Origin of the sequence: Brachybacterium kimchii (genome assembly GCF_023373525.1) — a bacterium.
Lineage (GTDB): Bacteria > Actinomycetota > Actinomycetes > Actinomycetales > Dermabacteraceae > Brachybacterium > Brachybacterium kimchii.
This window is the reverse complement of record NZ_CP097218.1, coordinates 2,537,624-2,558,291: the sequence shown is the minus strand read 5'-3', so window position 1 is coordinate 2,558,291 and position 20,668 is coordinate 2,537,624. Positions and strand designations below refer to the sequence as shown.

General features: G+C 72.4%; 18 protein-coding genes and 1 tRNA gene. 5 read left to right on the top strand and 14 right to left on the bottom strand.

Annotation, left to right across the window (positions count from 1 at the left end; translation table 11 throughout):
- Complete coding sequence (locus M4486_RS11845) at positions 1 to 993, bottom strand: hydroxyacid dehydrogenase (protein WP_249477381.1); 993 nt, start codon at positions 991 to 993, stop codon at positions 1 to 3.
- A 183-nt stretch (positions 994 to 1,176) separates the two neighbouring features.
- On the opposite strand from M4486_RS11845, the gene M4486_RS11840 reads away from it, so the two are divergent.
- Positions 1,177 to 2,604: an MFS transporter gene (locus tag M4486_RS11840; RefSeq protein ID WP_249477380.1), complete on the top strand. Its 1,428-nt coding sequence runs from the start codon at positions 1,177 to 1,179 to the stop codon at positions 2,602 to 2,604.
- Between the two features lie 22 nt (positions 2,605 to 2,626).
- Here the strand turns inward: M4486_RS11840 and M4486_RS11835 are convergent, their stop codons facing one another.
- The 7 genes from M4486_RS11835 to M4486_RS11805 form a co-directional block, all read right to left on the bottom strand.
- Positions 2,627 to 3,409 (bottom strand): sugar phosphate isomerase/epimerase family protein, encoded by a 783-nt coding sequence (locus tag M4486_RS11835; RefSeq protein ID WP_249477379.1) that lies wholly within the window; start codon positions 3,407 to 3,409, stop codon positions 2,627 to 2,629.
- On the bottom strand, positions 3,406 to 4,437 hold the full coding sequence (locus tag M4486_RS11830; protein ID WP_249477378.1) for a Sir2 family NAD-dependent protein deacetylase: 1,032 nt from the start codon (positions 4,435 to 4,437) through the stop codon (positions 3,406 to 3,408). Before M4486_RS11830 ends, M4486_RS11835 begins: the two co-directional genes overlap by 4 nt.
- Complete coding sequence (locus tag M4486_RS11825; protein ID WP_249477377.1) at positions 4,434 to 5,558, bottom strand: hypothetical protein; 1,125 nt, start codon at positions 5,556 to 5,558, stop codon at positions 4,434 to 4,436. The genes M4486_RS11830 and M4486_RS11825 overlap by 4 nt, the downstream gene beginning before the upstream one ends.
- Positions 5,551 to 6,414: an SMP-30/gluconolactonase/LRE family protein gene (locus tag M4486_RS11820; protein WP_249477376.1), complete on the bottom strand. Its 864-nt coding sequence runs from the start codon at positions 6,412 to 6,414 to the stop codon at positions 5,551 to 5,553. The genes M4486_RS11825 and M4486_RS11820 overlap by 8 nt, the downstream gene beginning before the upstream one ends.
- Before the next feature lie 115 nt (positions 6,415 to 6,529).
- Positions 6,530 to 7,237 (bottom strand): CE1759 family FMN reductase, encoded by a 708-nt coding sequence (locus M4486_RS11815; RefSeq protein ID WP_249477374.1) that lies wholly within the window; start codon positions 7,235 to 7,237, stop codon positions 6,530 to 6,532.
- Between the two features lie 76 nt (positions 7,238 to 7,313).
- Positions 7,314 to 8,468, bottom strand: coding sequence for an LLM class flavin-dependent oxidoreductase (locus M4486_RS11810; protein ID WP_249477373.1), 1,155 nt, complete (start codon positions 8,466 to 8,468; stop codon positions 7,314 to 7,316).
- 309 nt (positions 8,469 to 8,777) lie between these two features.
- On the bottom strand, positions 8,778 to 9,683 hold the full coding sequence (locus M4486_RS11805; protein WP_249477372.1) for a hypothetical protein: 906 nt from the start codon (positions 9,681 to 9,683) through the stop codon (positions 8,778 to 8,780).
- Positions 9,684 to 9,962: 279 nt separating this feature from the next.
- Between M4486_RS11805 and M4486_RS11800 the strand changes: the two genes are divergently transcribed.
- Positions 9,963 to 12,023: a S9 family peptidase gene (locus M4486_RS11800; protein WP_249477371.1), complete on the top strand. Its 2,061-nt coding sequence runs from the start codon at positions 9,963 to 9,965 to the stop codon at positions 12,021 to 12,023.
- A 311-nt stretch (positions 12,024 to 12,334) separates the two neighbouring features.
- The gene (locus M4486_RS11795) at positions 12,335 to 13,216 is read left to right on the top strand and encodes a sugar phosphate isomerase/epimerase family protein (protein ID WP_249477370.1); all 882 of its coding nucleotides are present in this window, start codon (positions 12,335 to 12,337) and stop codon (positions 13,214 to 13,216) included.
- A 51-nt stretch (positions 13,217 to 13,267) separates the two neighbouring features.
- Here the strand turns inward: M4486_RS11795 and M4486_RS11790 are convergent, their stop codons facing one another.
- Both M4486_RS11790 and M4486_RS11785 read right to left on the bottom strand, forming a co-directional pair.
- Positions 13,268 to 13,774 carry an OsmC family protein gene (locus M4486_RS11790; protein ID WP_249477368.1) on the bottom strand — a complete coding sequence of 169 codons (507 nt, stop codon included), beginning with the start codon at positions 13,772 to 13,774 and terminating at the stop codon, positions 13,268 to 13,270.
- 107 nt (positions 13,775 to 13,881) lie between these two features.
- Complete coding sequence (locus tag M4486_RS11785; RefSeq protein ID WP_249477367.1) at positions 13,882 to 15,165, bottom strand: acyl-CoA dehydrogenase family protein; 1,284 nt, start codon at positions 15,163 to 15,165, stop codon at positions 13,882 to 13,884.
- A 490-nt stretch (positions 15,166 to 15,655) separates the two neighbouring features.
- Here M4486_RS11785 and M4486_RS11780 point away from each other — a divergent pair, with 490 nt between their 5' ends.
- Positions 15,656 to 16,141 carry a cysteine dioxygenase family protein gene (locus M4486_RS11780; RefSeq protein ID WP_249477366.1) on the top strand — a complete coding sequence of 162 codons (486 nt, stop codon included), beginning with the start codon at positions 15,656 to 15,658 and terminating at the stop codon, positions 16,139 to 16,141.
- A gap of 98 nt (positions 16,142 to 16,239) precedes the next feature.
- Here M4486_RS11780 and M4486_RS11775 read toward each other — a convergent pair whose 3' ends face one another.
- The 4 genes from M4486_RS11775 to M4486_RS11760 form a co-directional block, all read right to left on the bottom strand.
- Positions 16,240 to 16,665: a HEAT repeat domain-containing protein gene (locus tag M4486_RS11775; RefSeq protein WP_249477365.1), complete on the bottom strand. Its 426-nt coding sequence runs from the start codon at positions 16,663 to 16,665 to the stop codon at positions 16,240 to 16,242.
- A gap of 72 nt (positions 16,666 to 16,737) precedes the next feature.
- Positions 16,738 to 16,825, bottom strand: a tRNA-Ser gene (locus tag M4486_RS11770).
- Between the two features lie 130 nt (positions 16,826 to 16,955).
- Positions 16,956 to 17,066: a methionine/alanine import family NSS transporter small subunit gene (locus M4486_RS11765; protein ID WP_152352549.1), complete on the bottom strand. Its 111-nt coding sequence runs from the start codon at positions 17,064 to 17,066 to the stop codon at positions 16,956 to 16,958.
- Positions 17,066 to 18,931: a sodium-dependent transporter gene (locus M4486_RS11760; RefSeq protein ID WP_249477364.1), complete on the bottom strand. Its 1,866-nt coding sequence runs from the start codon at positions 18,929 to 18,931 to the stop codon at positions 17,066 to 17,068. Before M4486_RS11760 ends, M4486_RS11765 begins: the two co-directional genes overlap by 1 nt.
- 255 nt (positions 18,932 to 19,186) lie before the next feature.
- On the opposite strand from M4486_RS11760, the gene M4486_RS11755 reads away from it, so the two are divergent.
- Positions 19,187 to 20,605, top strand: a complete 1,419-nt coding sequence (locus M4486_RS11755; RefSeq protein WP_249477363.1) for a M20 family metallopeptidase — start codon at positions 19,187 to 19,189, stop codon at positions 20,603 to 20,605.
- The last annotated feature ends 63 nt before the right edge of the window (positions 20,606 to 20,668 follow it).

The window sequence follows — 20,668 nt, the reverse complement described above, 5'->3', positions numbered from 1 at the left end:
TCAGGCGCTGACGGCGAGCCGTTGCGGATCCACGGGGAATCGCGGCGGCTCGCCCGCAGCGAGGCGGCGCACCTCCTCGAGCGCGGACTCGCCCATGCGGCGCAGCTCGTTGCCCTGCGAACCGGCGATGTGCGGGGTGATCAGCACCGTCGGCACATCCCACAGCGGGTCGTCGGCCGGGAGGTCGTCGTCGACGTCGAGCACGGAGCTGATCCGTCCGCTGAGCAGCTCGGCGCGCAGCGCGTCGCGATCCACGAGGGCGGGCCGCGCCGTGTTCAGGAACGTCGCCCCCTCGGGCATCGAGGCGAGCAGCCGTGCCGTGACCATGCCCTGGGTGGAGGGGACGTCCGGGGCGTGGAGACTCACCACGTCGCTGCGCGCGAACAGCTCGTCGAGCTCGACCTTGCGTCCGCCCAGCGCCGCGATCTCCTCGGCGCTCACGATGGGGTCGCTGATGAGCACTTCGAGGTCGAAGCGACGCAGATGCTCGGCGACGAGGCGGCCGATGCGCGAGGCGCCTACGAGGCCCACGACGGAACGGAAGTTCCCCACGCGGTCGCTCACCGGAGGCTCCCGGCGCCGATCGCGCACCTCCCGATGCCGGGCCGCCTGCGCCAGCGTGCGCTTGCCGGCCAGGAGGATCTGCGCGAGCGCGAACTCGGCGACGGGCACGGCGTTCGCCTCGGTCGCGGAGGTGACGACGATGTCGCCGTGCTCCCACACGGCCTCGGAGACGACGAGGCGGATGGTGCCGGCGGTGTGCACGATCGCGCGCAGGCGCGGCATGCGCGCGAGCGCCGCCGCGTCGACGAGCGGCGAGCCCCAGCCGGTGAGGAGCACGTCGACGGCAGCGAGCTCGGCATCGTCGAGGGCGGAGAGATCGGGCGCGGTGCGCTCGACGTCGACGTCCGCGAGCGCGGCCAGGCGCTCCAGCTGGTCGCGGTCGAACATGCGGTGCTGCAGCCCATCGGGCATCGCGAGCAGGACTTTCATGGGGTGGATGCTCGTTCCTCGAGACGTCGGGACCCGGGTCGTGGCGGCCGTTGTCCTCAGGTGGACGGCCACTGTGCCGTGGGAGTAGTGTCCCACTCCAGCGGAAAGCGCCTTCCGTCCGGTGTCTCCGTGAGATGCACGGTCTGGCGGGCGCTATGGGATGACGAGGCGATGGAGGCTCGCATGACGATCGATTCCACGGAGGGCGGGGCCGGCGGACCCGGCTCCCGCAGCGAGGACGCAGCGGGCGACACGCCATGGCGCAGTGCAGGGACGCCATCGAACGTCGCCAGCAGGCTCGAGCGCCTTCCGCTCAGCCGGTGGCAGGTCAAGATCCGTCTGCTCATCGGCACCGGAACCTTCTTCGACGCCTTCGATGCCCTGGCGATCGCACAGGTGCTGCCGGTGCTCACCCCGATGTGGGGGCTTACGGGGACGCAGATCGCGGCGCTCATCTCGATCGGGTACCTCGGCCAGCTGATCGGTGCACTGCTGATCTCGGGCGTTGCCGAGCGCTTCGGACGTACGCGCGCGATGGCCCTGGCCATCGGCGTGTTCTCGGTCTTCTCCGTGCTGTGCGCACTGTCGACGGGCTTCTGGATGCTGCTGCTCATGCGGCTCCTGCAGGGAGTCGGCCTGGGCGGGCAGGTCCCCATCGGCGCTGTCTACATCAACGAGATCACCAAGGCGAAGGGCCGCGGTCGCTTCGTGCTGCTGTTCGAGCTGATCTTCTCCGTGGGAGTCGTTCTCTGCGCCGTCGTGGGCAGGTTCGTGGTGCCGGCCTTCGGATGGCAGGGCATGTTCCTCGTCGGAGCGCTGCCTGTCCTGCTCATCCTGCCGATCCTCCGGGTGGTGCCCGAATCTCCGCGCTGGCTCGCCGCCCGCGGTCGCGAGGAGGCCGCCGACGCACAGATGCTCCGGATCGAGAGCGCCGTGGTGCGGGCCGGTCGGGCCCTGGATGACCCGGAGCCGCTGGGCATCGGCATCCGCGAGGCCCGAGGACGGATGCGCGAGCTCCTGGGACCCGACTACCGCCGTCGCACCCTGACGGTCTGGTTGATCTGGTTCGCCACCTACATCGTCTACTACGGGATCGGGACGTGGCTGCCCTCCCTGTACCGCGGGCACTTCGGGCTGCCGCTCGAGACCTCGCTGAACTACGCCCTGATCGGCAACCTCGGCGCGTTCCTGGGGGCCGCGATCTGCGCGTTCACGATCGACCTGCTGGGGCGTCGCAGGATCTTCATCCTCTCGCTCGCTGGCTCCGCCGTGATGATGGGCGTCCTCGCGCTCCTCGGCGCCCAGCAGCCGTGGCAGGTGCTCGTCTTCGGGTCGCTCGCCTATCTCGCCGCGGGGGCAGCGAGCATCGGCCTGTACCTCTACACACCGGAGATCTACCCGACGAGGATCCGTGCCGTGGGAGTCGGTGCGGCGACGTCCTGGCTGCGGATCGCCTCCATGATCGGCCCCGTCATGGTCGGATCACTGGTCACGAGTGGTCTCGGACTCGTCTGCGGGATTTTCGCCGCGATCGCGGCGATCGCCGCCGTCGTCGTGGCGAAGTGGGCGACCGAGACCAAGGACCGCGTTCTCGAGGAGATCTCGCACTGAAGGACGAATGCCCCGCCGCTACTCACCGCGCGGCGGCTCGCCCCTCCTCGATCAGTTCGCGGAGCGTCGCCGCCTCGTGGTCGAGCACCGCGGGGTCATCGTCCGGGACGAACTCCAGCAGGGCGTCGCGGTCCGAGCCCTCGGCCTGCAGGGTCGAGAACGCCGCGCGCCACAGGTCCGCGCGCTCCGCGAGCGGCAGGCGCGTGGCGCCGGGCCACCACGAGAACACGTGGATCGTCGACGTGCGCGGCAGCGCGGTGCGCAGCGTCTGCAGGGCGTCGCCGTCCGGCATGTCCTGGTGCGGCTGCCAGTACGTTCGCACGTTCTCCGCGGCGACCTCGTCGAGCAGGCGCATGGTCGACCCGATCTCATCGGTGAGCGTCCCGCCGTGGAACTCGAGGCCGAGGTCGATCCCGTGCTCGCCCGCACGCATCGCGAACTCGCGGATGCGCCGGGTGGTCAGGGCCCGCTGCGAGGCCGAGCTCTGACGGGAGCCCGTGCCGCCCGCCCACACGCGGATCCGCGGTGCACGCAGGGCGCGGGCGGAGGCGAGCACCGCGTCCGCGCTCGCGAGATGGCCGGCCTCGTCGCCGTCGAATCGAAGGTAGGAGCCGTAGGACGCGACGGAGAGCCCCGCCTGCTCGGTGACGAGCCGGACCCGCTCGGCGCTCTCCGTGTCCCCGGGCGGGACGTGCACGTCCCCGCCCCATTCGATGCAGGCGAGGCCGGCGTGCGCGGCGCGATCGGCGACCTCCTGCGGCGAGAGGTCGCGGAAGGTGATGGAGCAGAGGCCGGGACGGATCATGGATCGAGTCTCCTCGCGTGTCGGTGGTGGTTCGGCATCCCGAGCTCCAGAGCCCAGGCGCCCAGCACGTCGGCGACGCGGCCGTGGACGCGGACGGTCGCGCGGTCGTCGGCCCGGGTCGGGCCGTCGTTGACGATCACCACGGGCTTGCCGTCAGCGAGGGCCTGGCGGGCGAATCGCAGGCCGGACATGACGGTGAGGCTCGAGCCGAGCACGAGCAGGGCGCGCGAGCGCTCGAGCAGCGCGAAGGCGTCGGCGACCATCTCGCGCCGTGCGCTCTCCCCGAAGAACACGACGTCGGGCTTGAGCATCCCGCCGCACAGTGAGCACGGCGGGTAGCGGAAGCGGCTCGTGCGATCCACCTCGGCGTCGCCGTCCGGTGCCTGGGCGGCGTCCCGGGCGAGGTCCTCGAGGCGTGCGGCGATGTCGGGGTTCATCCCCAGCAGGCGCGAGTGCAGGGAGTCGCGAGAGATGGTCCTGTCGCAGTCCAGACAGCGCACCACGTCGAGGCGTCCGTGCAGGTCGACGACCGGGTCCGACCCCGCCTCCTCGTGCAGGCGGTCGACGTTCTGGGTGATCACGCCCGTGACCTCGAGGGGCGCGGCGAGCGCGGCGAGCAGGCGGTGCCCGCGGTTCGGCCGGGCGGTGCCGAACTGGGTCCAGCCGACCGTCGAGCGCGCCCAGTAGCGGCGCCGCGACAGATCGGAGCGGACGAACTCCTGGTACGTCATCGGGGTGCGCGGCACCGCGCGCGGCCCGCGATAGTCGGGAAGCCCCGACTCCGTGGACAGCCCGGCCCCGGTCAGCACGGTGACCGGACCGCGCTGCAGCACATCGAGGGCGCCGAGCACCTCCTCGGGAGTGCTCAGCAGGCCGTAGAGCGAGGGGTCCGCGGGGCCCCAGGGGCGGTCGCGGGCGTGGGTGCGGAACGAGTGGTGCCCGGAGTCGGCTCCCGTGTCCGCGCTGCGCGAGCCGGTCGAGAACCAGCGGCCGACGTCCGCGGCGGGACCGGCGCGGCCCGCGCTCACGTGCCCACCGTCCGGAAGCGGGCGGCATGTTCGGCGCGCATCCACGCCAGATCGTCGCCCCCGGCACCGGCCTCCGTGTCGACGAAGCGCCATGGCTCGGGCGCGCCGATCGGGTCCGGCGGCTCGCGGAACCAGTACGTCGCGTCCGGATGCCAGCCGGCGACCATCGTGGCGGACCGGCCGTCGACGTCGATGGCGCGCCCGGCGAGATCGAGGTAGGCGCCCAGGCCGAGGTGGACTGCGTCGTGCGTCCTCGAAATCGCAGCCCAGCTCGGCTGCACCCATGCCCCCTCGTGCCCGGACGCCGGTCCCCAGGTCTCGCGGCGCATCCGCGTGACGTCCTGCGGATGGCGGCGGCACAGCGCGACCCAGTCCTGCGCCGAGCGGATCTCGAGCACGTCGCGTCCGGCGGCAGATTCGACCGGGTCGGCGAATGCCTCTGTCCAGCCCTGCTCGTCCTCGACGAGCCAGAGATGTGTGGGCGTCCCGTCAGGCCAACGACCGGTGGTCATCGCACGGAAAGAGGTGGGCGCGGATTCCCACATGGCCACGTCGCCGCTGCGGGCAGCGTCCGCACGGAGATCCTCGACCGAAGGACGCGGCGCGCGGCCGACGAAGCTCTCGGGCGCGTCGGGGTCGATCCACAGCACGTGGACCTGATGATCGGCATCCATGTCGGACCACCAGTCCCGCACGGAGCGCTCGCTCGCCAGGCGATCGGCGACGCGGTGGAGCGCTCTGCGCACGGGGGCGGTCATCGCGACGGCATCGGATCCCGCCGGCGCCTGCCAGTAGCGGGCCTCGGTCACGGCGTCGGCGACGCAGCGAAGCATCAGGTCATGCGACGGCTCCAGCAGCAGCACCACGGAGTCGAGTGCGTCGGCGACCTCGTCCATCCCCGGATCGGGCACCTCGAGATTCGGGACCACGCGGCCCTCCTCGGTGATCATCGCGGCGAAGCTCGAGTCGTCCCGATGGTGCGCCGCGTCGTGCACCAGCACCGCGAGCGGGCCGACGTCATCGCCCATCGCCGCGTCCTCGCTGCGCAGCGCGAACTCGAGCAGGGTGCGGAGCCCGCGCGGGCCGCGGGTGAGGGCGGCGGCGACGTCGGCCTCACCCACCGAACACCAGCTCCTCATCGATGCCACGGGCTCCCGGCTCGACCGCGAACAGGGACCCCGCCGCGGGATCCTCGCCCTCGGGGAGGTTCTCCCTGCTGGTGGTGAGGTAGAGGGTCGTGAGGTTCTCGCCGCCGAAGGTGCAGGCGGTGACCTGGCGGGCACCCACCTCGATGCGCTCGGCCATGGTGCCGTCGGCCTCGAGGCACAGCGCCCGTCCGGCGCCGTTCATCGCGACCCACACGCGGCCCTCGGCATCGACGGTGAGGCCGTCGGGGTGGCCGTCCTCGTCGTCCAGGTCGCGGAAGGTGCGTCGGTCGACGAACCCCGCGGTCTCGTCCCAGTCCAGCACGTCGACGCGGCCGGTGGGGGTGTCCACGTAGTAGGCGTGCGCGTGGTCGGGGGGCATCGCCAGCCCGTTGGAGATCGTGACGTCGCCCCATGCGCGGATCGCCGCGCCGTCGGTGCCGAGCCGCCACATCGAGGCCGCTCCCTCGGCGCGGTCATAGGCCATGGAGCCGCACCAGAAGGTGCCGTCGGGCGCGACCGTCCCCTCGTTCATCCGCACGGGCTCCTCCCACAGGGCGGGCAGCGCGGTGATCGTGCCGTCGGGGTCCTGGAGTCCGAAGCCCTTCTCGAGGGCGAGCACCGCCCCGCCGCCGCGGCGCGGCCGCACGCATGCGACCACCGGGCTCGGCACCTCGGTGCGGGTGATGCCACCGCTCGCGGGATCGAGCTCGAGGAAGGACCCGGCGAGCATGTCGACGAAGCGCAGCGCGCCGCCCGCGCCCCAGCTCGCCGACCAGATCGGGCCCTCGCCGTGGTAGCAGAGGGAGTCGGTGAGGCGGGCTGCGTGCATGGTTCCTCCTGGCTGCGGCGGTCTCCGCCCACGCTACCGGGCGTGAGGAGGCCTCGCGGAGGATGCGTCGTCCCGACCTCCGCCGGGCGGGCGGAATGCCCGGAACCCGGTGCGGTCAGTGCCCGAGGAGCCGCCCCATCGGCACGAAGTCCGAGAACTCCGCGTCGAGCGCCGGAGCGCCGTCGGCGGAGCCGGCGTCGCCGTCCCCGTCGGTGCTCTCCGAGCCGTCGTCGGTCCCGCCGGGCCCGTCCGCCCGCCCGACGCCTGCGCCCAGCATCGCCGCGAGCTCCCCGCCCGCGCGGTGCGCCCTCTCGGCCAGCGGATCCTGCGAGGACTCGGCGGCCGAGGCGCCGCCGAAGTCGGCCGAGGCCGCGAACACGGCCGTCGGCACCATCTCCGCGCGCAGGTACGAGAACATCGGCCGGATCGCGAAGTCCAGTGCCAGGGAGTGGCGGGCCGTCCCGGCGGTCGCGCCGAGCAGCACGGGCTTGCCGCGCCAGAGGTCCTTGTCGAGCGCGTCGATGAGCAGCTTGAACAGGCTCGACGGGCCGACGTTGAAGATCGGGGTCACCGCGATCACCGCGTCGGCCTCCTTGATCGCCTGGACCACGGGGCGCAGGCGCTCGCCGGGGAAGTGCGAGAGCAGGGCATCGGTGAGGTCATGGGCGTGCTCGCGCAGCTCGATCGTGGAGGCCTCGACCTCGGTCCCCGAGGCCTCGAGGGCGGTGCGCGCGGCGGCGGTGAGCTGGTCGGCGAGCATGCGGGTCGAGCTCGGGGTCGACAGGCCCGCGGTGAGGGTCAGGACGCGGTAGGCGCGGGGCACGGTGGCCTCCTTCGGTGAGGTGGCGGAGCGACGGACGACGGGTGGACGGACGACGGGATGCGACGGCCGGTCCGCGTCAGCCGCGGTCCTCGGCGCGCAGACCGGTCCAGTTGTCGCCCGTCTCGAAACGGTACGACGCATCGAAGGCGCCGTTCTCGGCGTCTCGCGCCGCGACCATCGCGGCGTGCGTCGGCCCCTCGGGGACGTCGGCCGGGCGACGCGCCTCGAGCTCGCGGCGCAGGACGGGGACGACCTCGGTGCCCAGCAGCTCGATCTGCTCGAGGACGGTCTGGCGGGGGAGGCCCGCGTGGTCCATGAGGAACAGCTGGCGCTGGTAGTCGCCGACGGCGTCGGCCATGCCCAGGTAGCGCTCGACGACCTGCTCGGGCGAGCCGACGGTCAGCGGCGTCTGCTTCGTGAAGTCCTCCATCGTGGGGCCGCCGCCGTAGACCGGCGCATTGTCGAAGTAGGGGCGGAACTCCGCGATCGCGTCCTGGGAGTTCTTGCGCATGAAGGCCTGGCCGCCGAGCCCGACGATCGCCTGCGAGGCCTTGCCGTGGCCGTAGTGCTCATAGCGCTCGCGGTACAGCTGCACCATCTGCTTGGTGTGGCTCATGGGCCAGAAGATGTTGTTGTGCAGGAACCCATCGCCGTAGTAGGCGGCCTGCTCGGCGATCTGCGGGGAGCGGATCGAGCCGTGCCACACGAAGGGCGCCACGCCGTCGAGCGGGCGAGGGGTCGAGGTGAACTGCTGCAGCGGGGTGCGGAACTCGCCCTGCCAGTCCACGACGTCCTCGCGCCACAGGCGGTGCAGCAGGTCGTAGTTCTCGATCGCGAGCTCGAGGCCCTTGCGGATGTCCTTGCCGAACCACGGGTAGACGGGGCCCGTGTTGCCGCGCCCCATCACCAGGTCCACGCGGCCGTTCGTGAGGTGCTGGAGCATCGCGTAGTCCTCGGCGATCTTCACCGGGTCGTTCGTGGTGATCAGCGTGGTCGCGGTCGAGAGGATGAGGTCCTTCGTCTGCGCGCCGATGTACGCGAGGGTCGTGGTGGGGGAGGAGGTGACGAAGGGCGGGTTGTGGTGCTCGCCGATCGCGAAGACGTCCAGGCCCACCTGCTCGGCGAGCTTCGCCTCCTCGACCATGAGCTCGAGGCGCTCGTGCTCGGTGGGCACGCGCCCCGTGGTGGGGTCGGGCGTGATGTCCGCGATGGTGAAGATTCCGAACTGCATGACGGCCTCCTGGGCTCAGCGTCTGAAGATGGTTCAACATTAAACTACTTTGAAGGCGGCGGCAAGGGCGGTGGATGGTCGGACACAGCGGGGGCTCTGACCTGCGGGTTCAGGTGTACCCGGGACGCGTGCTTCGGGCCGTGGGCGTGGAGGCGGTGGGTGCGCGTGCGCTTCGATGTCTCTCCATGAGGTCTCGACCCCATATGGCCGTTGAGGTCTCACGGGGCGACATCGAAGAGTGCGCCGACGGCGGTCGGCGGCACGTGGCGGCTCCCGGCCGACGTCTGCTGCGGCGCGCGGCCGACCGGCTCAGCTCACGTCGGAGGTCTCGGCCGTCCAGGAGTTGCAGGCGCCGAGGTCGCCCTCGCTCTCCAGGCCCGCGCGGATCCAGGCGTCCTGCGAGTCCTCGGAGATCGTGGGGTCGGTGTTGTCCTTGCGCGCCGGGGCGTCGAGCACGGACTTCTGCAGGGCGGCCGACGGCCGGGCCCCGTCGGGGAGCTGCATCACGGTCGCCGCCGCCATGCACTGGTTCTGCAGGACATAGCGGCGGTGCGCCTCGTCCTGCGCCTTCTCGTCGTCGCCGACCTCGTCGTCCAGGTGCTGGTAGTAGAGGCCGATGCTGGACTGCCACATGACAGTCGTCTGCTGCACGAGGGCGAGGCCCCACAGCAGGTGGGCCGGGTAGTCCTCGGCGGGGTCCTCGGAATCGGAGGCGTCGTAGTCGGCGGGCCAGTAGATGGTGTTGTCGAGGTTGCACACGCGCGGGTAGTCGCGCTCGAAGGTGTCCTTCTCGCAGCTGGACTTCGGCACGTCGGGCCAGCTGTAGACCACGATGCTCGGCGTCGCCCACGGCATCGAGCGGTCCGAGCTCGCGGTGGACCACACCTGCGTCAGGCACGACTCGCCGGCGTTGAGGAAGGCCTCGAGCTCCTCGTCGCTGTGCTTCGCCGCGAGCTTCGGGAGGTCGCACTGGTCCGCGGTCGGCAGGGTGCCGCGCGTGAGCGGGTTCGTCTGCAGGACCTCGCGCGTCTCCTGCTCGCTCAGCGTGAGCTTCTCGTAGGGGTCGGCCGGAGTGAACGGTGGAGGCGTCTCCGGCGGCTTGGAGGAGGAGTCGGAGGAGGACGTCGCCGAGGGGTCCGCCGACGCCTCGTCATCCCCGCGCTGGCTGAGGATCACGGCGAGCGCTCCGCCGCCGATTGCGATGAGAAGCAGCACGAGGCACCCGCAGACCCCCACGATCCAGGGGCCGACAGGGCGTCGGGGCGAAGCGGGCTGGCCGGGCTGGCCCTGCTGTCCAGGCTGCCCGGGCTGGTGCGGAAGCCCGGACGGCGACGGCTGTCCGTGCGGCGATCCAGGTCCCTGCGTCATGGCTCCCCCTCGTGGCGCGTGCGGCACTCCAGCCCAGAGCGTACCCAGGCACCTCGTCAGCACAGAGCGTACTCACCAGGGCGGGCCGCGCACGCGCGCGCACCCGCTCTGGCAGGATTGCTGGCCATGACGCATCGGAGCATCACTGCACTGCTGGACGCCCGCCGCCTCGCGGGACTGGAGACGACGCCGGGCGGGAGGATCGTCGCCAAGGTCTCGGCCCCGGACGCGAAGGGCACCTCCTACCGCAGCTCGCTCGTGGAGCTCCTCGAGGACACCCTGCTTCCCCTGACCCGGGGGAACGCGTCCGTGGGCTCCGTGGCCCTCGCCGAGGACGGCGCCACACTCTTCACCGCCCAGCGCCTGGGGGAGGACGGCGAGGAGGCCGACGACGCCCAGCTCTGGGCCCTGCCCCCTCGCGGAGAGGCCCGGGAGGTCGCCTCCCGTCCCGGCGGCTTCGGGGGACTGCACCTCGCCGACGGCGTGCTCGTCGCCGAGATCGACGTCCACTCCCAGGCGTCCGACGAGGCAGAGCATGCCCGCCTCTCCCGCGAGCGCACGAAGGCAGGGGTCAGCGCCGCCCTCCACGACGGCTTCCCGACCCGCCACTGGGACCACGACCTGGGCCCCGCCCGCAGCGTGCTCGCCGTCGCGGCCCTCCCCGAGGACCTCTTCACCGCCACGGCGACCGCCCAGGCTGGTCAGGGGGCGTCATCCGACCAGCACCCGTCGGCCGTTGACGACGACGGCCCGCGCCGCCAGGTCCTCCACTTCCGGCACCTGGAGATGCCGCCCGGGCGGCTGAGCGCGTGGAGCGCGGACCGGCAGGGCCACCGCGCGCTCGCGGCGATGACCGACTCGCTCGACGACCGCCTGGGCGTCGGCCGCCTCTACCTGCTCGACCTCACGGGGACGCAGGCCCCGCAGCTGCTGCGCGACGCCACGAACGAGATCGAGTTCTGGCCCGGCGAGTTCAGCCCCGACGGGACGCGCGTGCTGATCTCGCGCGAGCGCACCTGGACGCAGACCGCCTCCGCGTGCTCGCGCACCGAGGTGCTCGACCTCGCCACCGGGGAGAGCCGCGAGATCTGGCCCGATCTGGACCGGGACCCCCATCTCACCTGGGTCGACGGGGACACCCTCGTGGGCGCGGGCGATGATGAGGGCCGCGGATCCGTGTGGATCGGCGGCCTCGGCGACGCCGCCGGGCGCCGGCTCGCCGGCGGACCGGACCAGGAGCTCTCCTTCGCGCAGCTCGCCGTCGCGGGCGGTGCGGCCGTCGCCTCGGCCTCCGGGATCGCCGTCGCCCCGCACCCCGTGCGCATCGACCTGGCGAGCGGGGAGATCACGGACCTGCCGCACCCCGCCGACGCCCTCGAGCAGCCCGGCGCCCTCACCGAGGTCTCGGCCACCGCCCAGGACGGCACGGCGCTGCGCGCCTGGCTGCGTCTGCCCGCGGGCGAGGGTCCGCACCCGCTGGTCGTCTGCGCGCACGGCGGACCCTGGGGATCCTGGAACGCCTGGACCTATCGCTGGAACCCCGGTCCCTTCGTCGACGCGGGCTATGCCGTGCTGCTGCCGGACCCGGCGATCTCCACCGGCTACGGACAGGAGATGATCGACCGCGGCCAGCACGAGCTCGGCGGCGCCCCGTTCACCGACATCATGGCGCTCGCGGACGCGACGATCGCCCGCGCGGACATCGACGCCGAGCGCACCGCCTTCGCGGGCGGCTCCTACGGCGGGTACATGGCGAACTGGGTGGCCGGGCACACCGGTGACCGCTTCCGCTGCGTCGTCACCCACGCTTCGCTGTGGGACACGGCATCGATGGGCCGCACCACCGACAACGCCGGCTGGGAGCGGCCGATGCGCGAGCAGAACCGCCGCTTCAACCCCAAGGACTCGGTCGCCGAGATCCAGGTGCCGATGCTCGTGATCCACGGCGACAAGGACTACCGCGTGCCGATCGCGCAGGGCCACGCGCTCTGGTACGACCTGCACGAGTTCTCCGCCACGCCGCGCGACGAGCACGGCCGCACCCGCCACCGGTTCCTCTACTTCCCCGACGAGGGGCACTGGATCACCGGTCGCGGCAATGCACAGGTCTGGTACGAGACGTTCCTCGGGTTCCTCGACGAGCACGTGCGCGACATCGCCTGGGACCGCCCCGCGACGCTGGGCTGAACGGCTGAACGGCTGAACGGTCCGGCCCGGTCGCAGAACCCCCGGAACAGAAAGCGCCCCGGCCCGTCCCCACGGGCCGGGGCCATCCCTTTCCCCGGTGCTGCGGGTCAGGCGGGAGCCTCTCCTCAGTGGCTCGCCGCTCCGTCAGCACCTGGGATATACCTAACCGGTCCCAGCCTGGCAGGCGCTGAACGCGAGCTGTCGGTTCCCTATGCGAGCGGCCGGGCGGTGGCGGACGCGACCTTTGTACACTCGTACGCATCCATGGCAGTGCGCATCGCAGCGCTGCCGCCGCGGAGAGGCGAGAACCCATGAGCACCCACCACGACCTGCTGGCCTCCTGCTGGACCTGGGCGGGGGACGTCGGCCCCCGTGACGAGGATCAGCGCAGCCCCGTGCCTCTCCCGGAGCGGATCGAGGCCCTCGCCGCCTCGGGCTGGCGAGGCGCGGGGATCCAGCATGCCGATCTCGTGGAGCTGCGCGACACGATCGGCCTTCCCCGACTGCGCGCACAGCTCGAGGACGCCGGCATCGAGCGCATCGAGCTCGAGTTCCTCAGCGACTGGTGGGAACAGGGCGCGGCTCGCGCGGCCTCGGACCGCCAGCTCGACGACTTCCTCGAGGCCGCGGCGCAGCTCGGAGCCCCCGCCCTGAAGATCGGCGCATGCCACCTCGGCGCCGATCGCTCCGAGGCGCCGGACCCCGCGGCCTTCGCCGCGGATCTGCACCGGGTCGCCGAGCGCGCCGACGCCTTCGGCGTCACCCTGGCGCTCGAGGCGATGGCGGACACCAACTTGCCGATGTTCGGCGACGCGGTCGACCTCGTCCGTGCCGTGGACCATCCGCGTGCCGGGCTCGCCGTGGACATCTTCCAGCTCGCGAGATCCGGCGACGACGACTTCACGCTCCTGCCCGCGCTCCTGGAGGGCGTCCCGGTCGCCATGGTCGAGCTCGGTGACGCGCCGGTGGGTGCCGACGGCGTCGCTCCGCGCTGCCTCCCGGGCCGCGGGGATCTCGACATGGCGGGCTTCGTGGTGGCGATGACCGACGCGGGCTGGACGGGCTTCTGGGGCGTCGAGATCATCGCCGACGAGCTGCGGGCGCTGCCCGTCGCGCAGGGGCTCGCCGAGGTCCGCGCGGGGGTCGACGTCGCTCTCGCGCGCGCCCAGCAGATCCTCGACGCGCGCCCCTGATCCTCCGTCGCCCCGCGGCGGTCCGCGCCCCGTCGGCCGCCGCGATGGTGATCAGCCCCGGGGCGGCGGCACGACCTCGAGAGCACCCGAATCGGCACGGCCGAGGAGTCGGGAGACGGGGCAGCGCGCGTGCGCGGCCTCCGCGAGACGGCGGGCCTCGTCCTCGCCCACGTCCTCGATGCTCACCAGGGCGCGCGGCGCGAAGCGGTAGCCGCCCGAGGGGTCGAAGTGCAGGCTGACCTCGACGTGCACATGGGTGACGGCGTCGATCCCCTGCTCGCGCAGCACCGCCTTGAGGGTCTCGCCCAGGCACGTGCTCCACGCCATCGCGAGGAACTGCTCGGGATTCGAGCCGGTGGCGTCGGCCGACGGACCGCCCGTGGGCAGCGTGGGTCCGTTCTCGACGCGGACCTCGCCCGCCGTGCCGCCGACGTTCTCCACGTGCGCGGTGTAGAGAGCGCGGGTGTACTTCTCGGGGAGGGCGTCGGGGGCCGTGGACGCGGATGCTCCCGCGGTGGTGGCCGTCTCGGTCGGGGAGTGTCCGGATGCTTCCGCCATGGCCCCAGGGTAGACGCGGCCGAAGGAGTCGCGGCCGGGGAGGCCTCGGCCGGGGGAGCCGGGGCCATGGCGGGATCCGCCCGCCGGTGCGGCGGAGGGCGCGCTGCTCACGTGTACCAGGTGGGCTCCGGGATGCGGCCGGCGAGCGCGTACTCGCCCACCTCGCGCTTCTTGTAGGGCAGCGGGTCGTGCAGCGAGTGGGTGCGGAGGTTCCGCCAGTAGATGTCCAGGCCCACGGAGTTCGAGGAGGCGCGCGCCCCGGTGAGCTCGAAGATCTTGGAGGTCACCTCGAGGCCGTCCTCGGCGATGCGCAGCTTGGAGGCGGCGACCTGCACGGCGATCTCGCCGCGCCGCTGCTCGGTGAGCTCCTCCCGCGGGGCGTGGAGGACCTCGCTGATCGTGGCGCCGGTGCGGTCGATGAGGGCCTCGTCGGCCCAGAGCTTCGAGGCCAGCTGGCCGTAGCCCTCGAGGATGTACCACTCCTCGTCGGCCGACGCCTTGTCGTCCCCTCCGAAGGGCCACGCACGGGTCTTCTCCCGCGTGTAGGCCGCGGCGCGCTCGAGGGCGCCCTGGGCGATCCCCAGGTAGAAGTTCGTGAACACCAGCTGGATCGCGGGCACGTTGAGGGTGGCGTACACCAGACCGTGGAACTGCTTGTCGACGTAGCCGAGCGCGTCGGCCCACGGGACGCGCACGTCCGTGATCCGCACGGAGCCGGACTCCGTGAGGCGCTGCCCCAGGTTGTCCCAGTCGCCGGCGAAGTCGATGCCCTCCTGGCGTGTGGGCACGGCGGTGAAGACGTGGTCCCCGGTGCCCTCCAGGACTCCCTCGAGGATCGTCACGTCGGAGACGACGCCGCCGGTGGAGAAGGACTTGCGGCCGGTGAAGACCAGCTCCTCGCCCTCGTCGGTGACCGTGAGGTCGTCATCGCGGGGGTTGACGGCCCCGCCGATCAGCCAGTTCCCCTCGGTCGCGGACCGCGCGAAGGCCGCGCGCTGCTCATCGGTCCCCACGAGCTCCGCGGTCCAGAACCACAGGAAGTGGTAGGCGAGCAGCTGGCCGATGGAGCCGTCGCCGCGCGCGACGATGCGGACCGCCGTGTACGCGGTCTCCCAGGTCTGGCCTCCGCCGCCGAACTCGCGCGGGCCCAGCAGCGTCAGCAGGCCGGCGGACTTCAGCAGCTCGACCTCCCGGAAGGGACTCCGGTTCGCGCGGTCGCGCGCGACGGCATCGGCTGCCAGGAGGTCGGAGACCTCCTGGGCCCGCTCCAGCCAGCCCTCGGTGGTGGTCGGGTGCGCTGTCCAGGTGGGGGCAGGGGAGTCCGGGTCGGCGGGCGGGGACGGGTGCGTGCCTGCGGGCGATGCTGCCGCGGGTGCTTCGGTCGTGGTCATGGGCCAGCTCCTTCGTCGTGGTGCGGGTGCGGGTGGTGCTTCCCCACGCACGCTACATAGGACAGCTAAGGCGTGAGCCTGTCAGGACTTATGGGTTCGCGCGGGTTCCCACCGCGTCGCATGCGTTCTCGCGCGAGGTCGGGCGCGCTCGCGCGCCGGAATGGCGCGGGCCGGCGTCGTCGACGGCCCCGTCGGTGCCGTCCACGCGCTCGTCACCCCCTCGACATCGGGGGTTCGCCGAGCGTGCGGTCGACGCCGGGTGCTCGATAACCTGGTCGAAGACCGCTGATGGACGTGCGCCGCCTGCCCGCAGGAGCGCACTCGGAGAAGGGACGGGCCGATGAGTACGCAGGAGACCTCGGCGGTCCGACCGGAAGGCGCGCCAGAAGATCGTGCGCCGCAGGATTGCCCGCCCTCCCTCCGGCGTCTGATCGGCGAGATCCGCGAGGCGGTCGCGCCCAGCGGCGACGCCGCCGAGACGTCACGGCGCGTGACCCGCACCCTGGAGCGGCACCTCGCCGTGCCGGACCTGCTGCCGGCGGAGGCCCGCGTCGCGGACCCCGAGCGCTACCGGCAGAACATCGTCCACGTCGAGCCCGACGGCAGCTTCTCGATCGTCGCGCTGGTATGGCTCCCCGGGCAGCAGACGCCCGTGCACGACCACATCTCCTGGTGCGTGGTCGGCGTCTACGAGGGCGAGGAGGCCGAGATCCGGTACCGGGTCGAGGACGCCGCTGGGGACGAGGTGCACCTCGCCGACGGCCAGATGCCGGACCCGGAGGACGGCCTGCGCCTCGTGCGCATCGCGGAGGTGACCAACCCGAACGGCAGCGCCGACGGCTTCGCCCCGCCCGGGGACCTCCATCGGGTCTGGAACGCGGGGGAGGGCACCGCGATCTCCATCCATGTCTACGGCGCTGACATCCGGGAGCTCGGCTCGAGCATCCGGCGGACCTACGACCTGCCGGAGCGCTGAGGCGCACCGACGCCCATCGATCTGACGGATCGGGCCCGAATGACGTTCCCGCGGGAACGTCCGGTCGGGTCGCGTGGAGCGCCGCCGCACCGAGGAGGTCAGCCGGGCTGGTCCAGCGCGCGTCGCGCCGCGGCGCGCACGCGGGGATGCTCGTCCCGCAGGAGCCGATCGAGCGCCGCCTCGGCGCCGCAGCGCGAGGTCGCCCTGGCGGCGAGCACCTTCGCGGCCATCTCCCGCGCCCGCCAGTGCGTGTCGGCGGTCGCCGCGACCACGGCCGGCTCTGCGGAAGCGGACCAGGCGTAGAGGAGGGCGCGCAGGGCCCAGGTGCGCACCCAGTACCCGCGGGGGCCGTCGGATGCGCCGGCGAGGACGGGGCCGGCGGAGTTCCCGCCGAGCACCTCGATCAGCTCCGCGTCGATCTCGCCGTCCCCGAGGATCGACAGGCATCGGCCGACGAAGGCCTCCTCGCCCTCGCGTGAGACCGCGGCGGCGATGCGCCGGCGGGGCGTGGACTCCTGTGCCATGGGGCTCATCGTGCCACCGGCGGATGCAGAACGCCCCTGATCCGCGATGTGGCGGATCAGGGGCGTTCCCTGTGGCGGAGGATGGGGGATTTGAACCCCCGAGGGCTTTCACCCAACACGCGTTCCAGGCGTGCGCACTAGGCCGCTATGCGAATCCTCCATTGCTCGTAGAGCAGGAGACACACTACCGGAGGACCCCGGGTGGTGCGAGCCGGCCCCGGCCCGGCCGGGTGCATGTCACACCCGGCCGGACCGAGGGGACCGTGCCGCGGGGGCCGCCGGCGTCGGAGTCAGTCCTCCGGCTCCTCCGGATGACGCACGATGTTCACGATCGCGGCGGCGAGGCCGCCCCAGACGGTGACGATCGCGACGCACAGCATGACGATGGCCGATGCCGACATCAGTTCCCTCCTTCCTGCGCGGCGCGATGGGTGTTGCCGGACCCCGTCGGCCCGTCGGACCTCGTCGGTGCGTCGGAGCCGGCCGGGCCCGAGGGCCCGCTGCGGCCGGTCGCGATCGCACTCGCGGCGAGCTCCTGGGCCCCGTCCGCTCCGCCGGTGCCGCGGGCGGACCCGGCTCCGGAGACCTGCGGCGGGCGCAGCTCCTGCGGGGTGCCGGGCAGTGCGCCGTCATCGATCACGACGCGGGTGCCGGGCGCGGCGAGCACGCTGTCGGTGACCACGGGCGGGGCGATCGGGTCGCCGTCGGAGTCCGGGCGGTCCTTGTTGGAGTTCGCCGGCCAGGGCGCGAGCGAGAGCACGATCGCGATCACCACGAGGGCGACCGCCATGCCCCAGCCGAACACGTTCACGAACCAGCCCGGGTACTCCGAGTAGGGCTTGTCGGCCGTCAGCAGCTGCACCGCCGAGAGCACCATCGTCACGCCCAGGACCAGCGGCGCGATCACCTTCACGCAGGTCTCCCAGCCGATGCCGAGGCGGAAGGTGCCCTTGAAGTTCAGGTGGTCGCGCAGCGTGGGCAGGCCGCGCACGATGTAGCCGAGAGCGATCGTCGAGACCAGCGCGGCGCCGACGATCCCGTAGGAGTTCACGAAGTTGTCGAGCGTGTCCAGCAGCGCGAGGCCCATCGTGGTCGGGAACAGCAGCGTCGAGCCGATCGCCATCGGCAGCAGCACCACCAGCGTGCCCGGCACGCGCGAGAGCCCGAACTTGTCCTGCACCGCGGAGACGATCACCTCGATGATCGAGACCAGCGAGGTGAAGCCCGCGAGCACCAGCGACCCGAAGAACAGCACGCCGATCAGGGCGCCGCCGGGGGCCTGGGAGATGATCGTCGGGAAGGCGATGAACGCGAGCCCGATGCCGTCGGTGACGACGTCCTGGACCTGCACTCCCTGCGCCTGCGCCATGAAGCCCAGCGCTGAGAACACGCCGATGCCGGCGAGGATCTCGAAGCTCGAGTTCGCGAAGCCCACCACGAGACCCGATCCGGTCAGGTCAGTCTTCTTCTTGAGGTACGAGGAGTAGGTGAGCATGATGCCGAACGCCACGGACAGCGAGAAGAAGATCTGCCCGTAGGCGGCGATCCACACGGCCGGATCGGCCAGCGCCGCCCAGTTCGGCTGGAACAGCGCGTTCAGGCCCGTCATCGCACCCGGCAGGAACAGGGCGCGCACCACGAGGATCACGAACATGACCACGAGCAGCGGGATGAAGATCATCGAGGTCTTCGCGATCCCGCTCTCCACGCCCAGGGCGAGGGTGATGATCACGGCGACCCACACCAGCAGGATCGTCACCAGCACCGGGCCCACGTAGTCGAAGGAGATGCCCGCGTCGGCCCCCATGAGCGAATGGGTGAACTGGCCGAAGAAGTAGCCCTCCGCGTCATCGCCCCATTTCTGGCCGACCGAGAACACCATGTAGTTCAGGGACCAGGCGATGATCAGCGCGTAGTAGGCGCCGATGATCACGCAGATCAGCACCTGCCACCAGCCGATGAACTCGGTCCAGCGCTTGAGGCGGCGCCACGCCAGCGGCGCCGAGCCGCGCCAGCGGTGGCCGATCGCGTAGTCGACGAACAGTAGCGGGATGCCGGCGGTGAGCAGGGCGATCAGGTAGGGGATCATGAACGCCCCGCCGCCGCCCTCGTAGGCGGCGGCCGGGAAGCGCCAGATGTTGCCGAGGCCGACGGCGCTGCCGATCGCCGCGAAGATGAAGGCCGAGCGGCCGCTGAACGCGCCGCGGTTCGCGCGCTCGCGCTGCGGCGCGTCGCCGCCCGCGGCGGTGGCTGGGGAGGAGGACATGGGATGCCTTCCGCATGGAGGAGTAGAGGACGACGGTGCGCGGGGCTGGTGCGCCCCGGGGCGCGCGACGGGCTCCGGAGCCGGGCGGGCAGGAGCGGATCCGCGGCGCACGTTGAGCGTGCACCTTAAGGGATATGCGGCGTTCCGGGCACGCGAGGACCACTGGTCGGGCCGAGGAGGGCAGGGCCGGCCCGACCGGACCGTGGGGCGCGAGCGGGGCGCCGCGGGACGGAGAGGTTCCATTAGGGTCTGACCATGACCGATGCCGACCTGCAGTCCCACGGCCACAGCGACGCGACCGGCGCGCCCGTCCCCGACGCCGCGGGCCTGCCCACCGAGAGTCCGGTCCCCGCGTCGGGCGCCTATCTCGAGGAGCTCGACGCGGCGCGTGAGCAGGCGATGCGCACCACGTCCCACCCCGGCTCCGCGTTCGCGGGCGCGGGGGAGGAGCTGCACGCCCGCCTCGAGGAGGCCGTCGTGGCCGACGCCGACGCCATGGTCGAGCTGCTCGTGGACCTCGCCGCGCACCCCGAGACCGCCTTCGAGGAGCACCGCTCGGCCGCCGCGATCGCCGCCGTGCTCGAGGACCGTGCCCTGGACCCCGAGGTCGGCGTGCACGGGCTCGAGACCGCGATCCGCGCGGAGATCAGCGGCGCCTCCATCCCGGAGTCGCCCACGATCGCGATCTGCGCCGAGTACGACGCCCTGCCGGGCGTGGGACACGGCTGCGGCCACAACGTGATCGCCGCGATGGGCGTGGGCGCCTTCCTCGCCCTCGCACGACTCGCGGCCACGGACCCCGCGGCCGTGCCCGGACGGGTCGTGCTGCTGGGCACCCCCGCCGAGGAGGGCCACACGGGCAAGGAGTACATGGCCCGCGAGGGCGCCTTCGACGGCCTCGACGCCGCCGTCATGGCCCACCCGTACCCCGGCTACGACCTCGCTGACCAGGCATGGCTGGGCCGGCGCACCCTCACCGTCGTCTTCCACGGCCACACGGCCCACGCCTCCGCGCAGCCGTTCATGGGGCGCAACGCCCTGGACGCCGCGAACCTCATGTACCAGGGGATCGGGCTGATGCGTCAGCAGACCCCGCCGTCGGACCGGATCCACGCGGTGATCCGCGAGGGCGGGGAGCGGGCCAGCGTCATCCCCGACACCGCCCGCCTGGACCTCTACGTGCGCTCCCTCGCCCCTTCCACGCTGCGGGACCTCTCGCGCCGTGTGGAGGACGCGGCCCGCGGTGCCGCTCTGATGACCGGCTGCGGCGTCGAGATCCGCTGGGACGAGCACCCGCCCTCGCTCCCGGTGCGCACGAACGAGGCGCTCACCGGGCGCTGGGTCGAGGCGCAGCGCCGACGCGGTCGGGACCCGCTGCCGCGCGGCGTGGTCTCCGAGACCCTCGCCGCCTCCACCGACTTCGGCAACGTGAGCTTCCGCGTGCCCGGCATGCACCCGGTCATCCACGTCGCCGGCGCCGACACCGCCCTGCACACGCGCGAGTTCGCCGAGGCTGCCACCGGGGACCTCGCCCGCGCCTCCGCGGCCGACGGCGCCTTCGGCCTCGCCGCGACCGTGCTCGACATGCTCCACGACGCCGAGCTCGCCGCCGCCGTGCGCGAGGAGTTCGAGGCCGCCGGCGGCGCGATCGACGTGCCCCACTACTTCGACTGACCGCGTACCCGGTCGAACGGCCCCCCGTCGATCGACCGATCCCGCCGGAAGCCACCGTCGGCC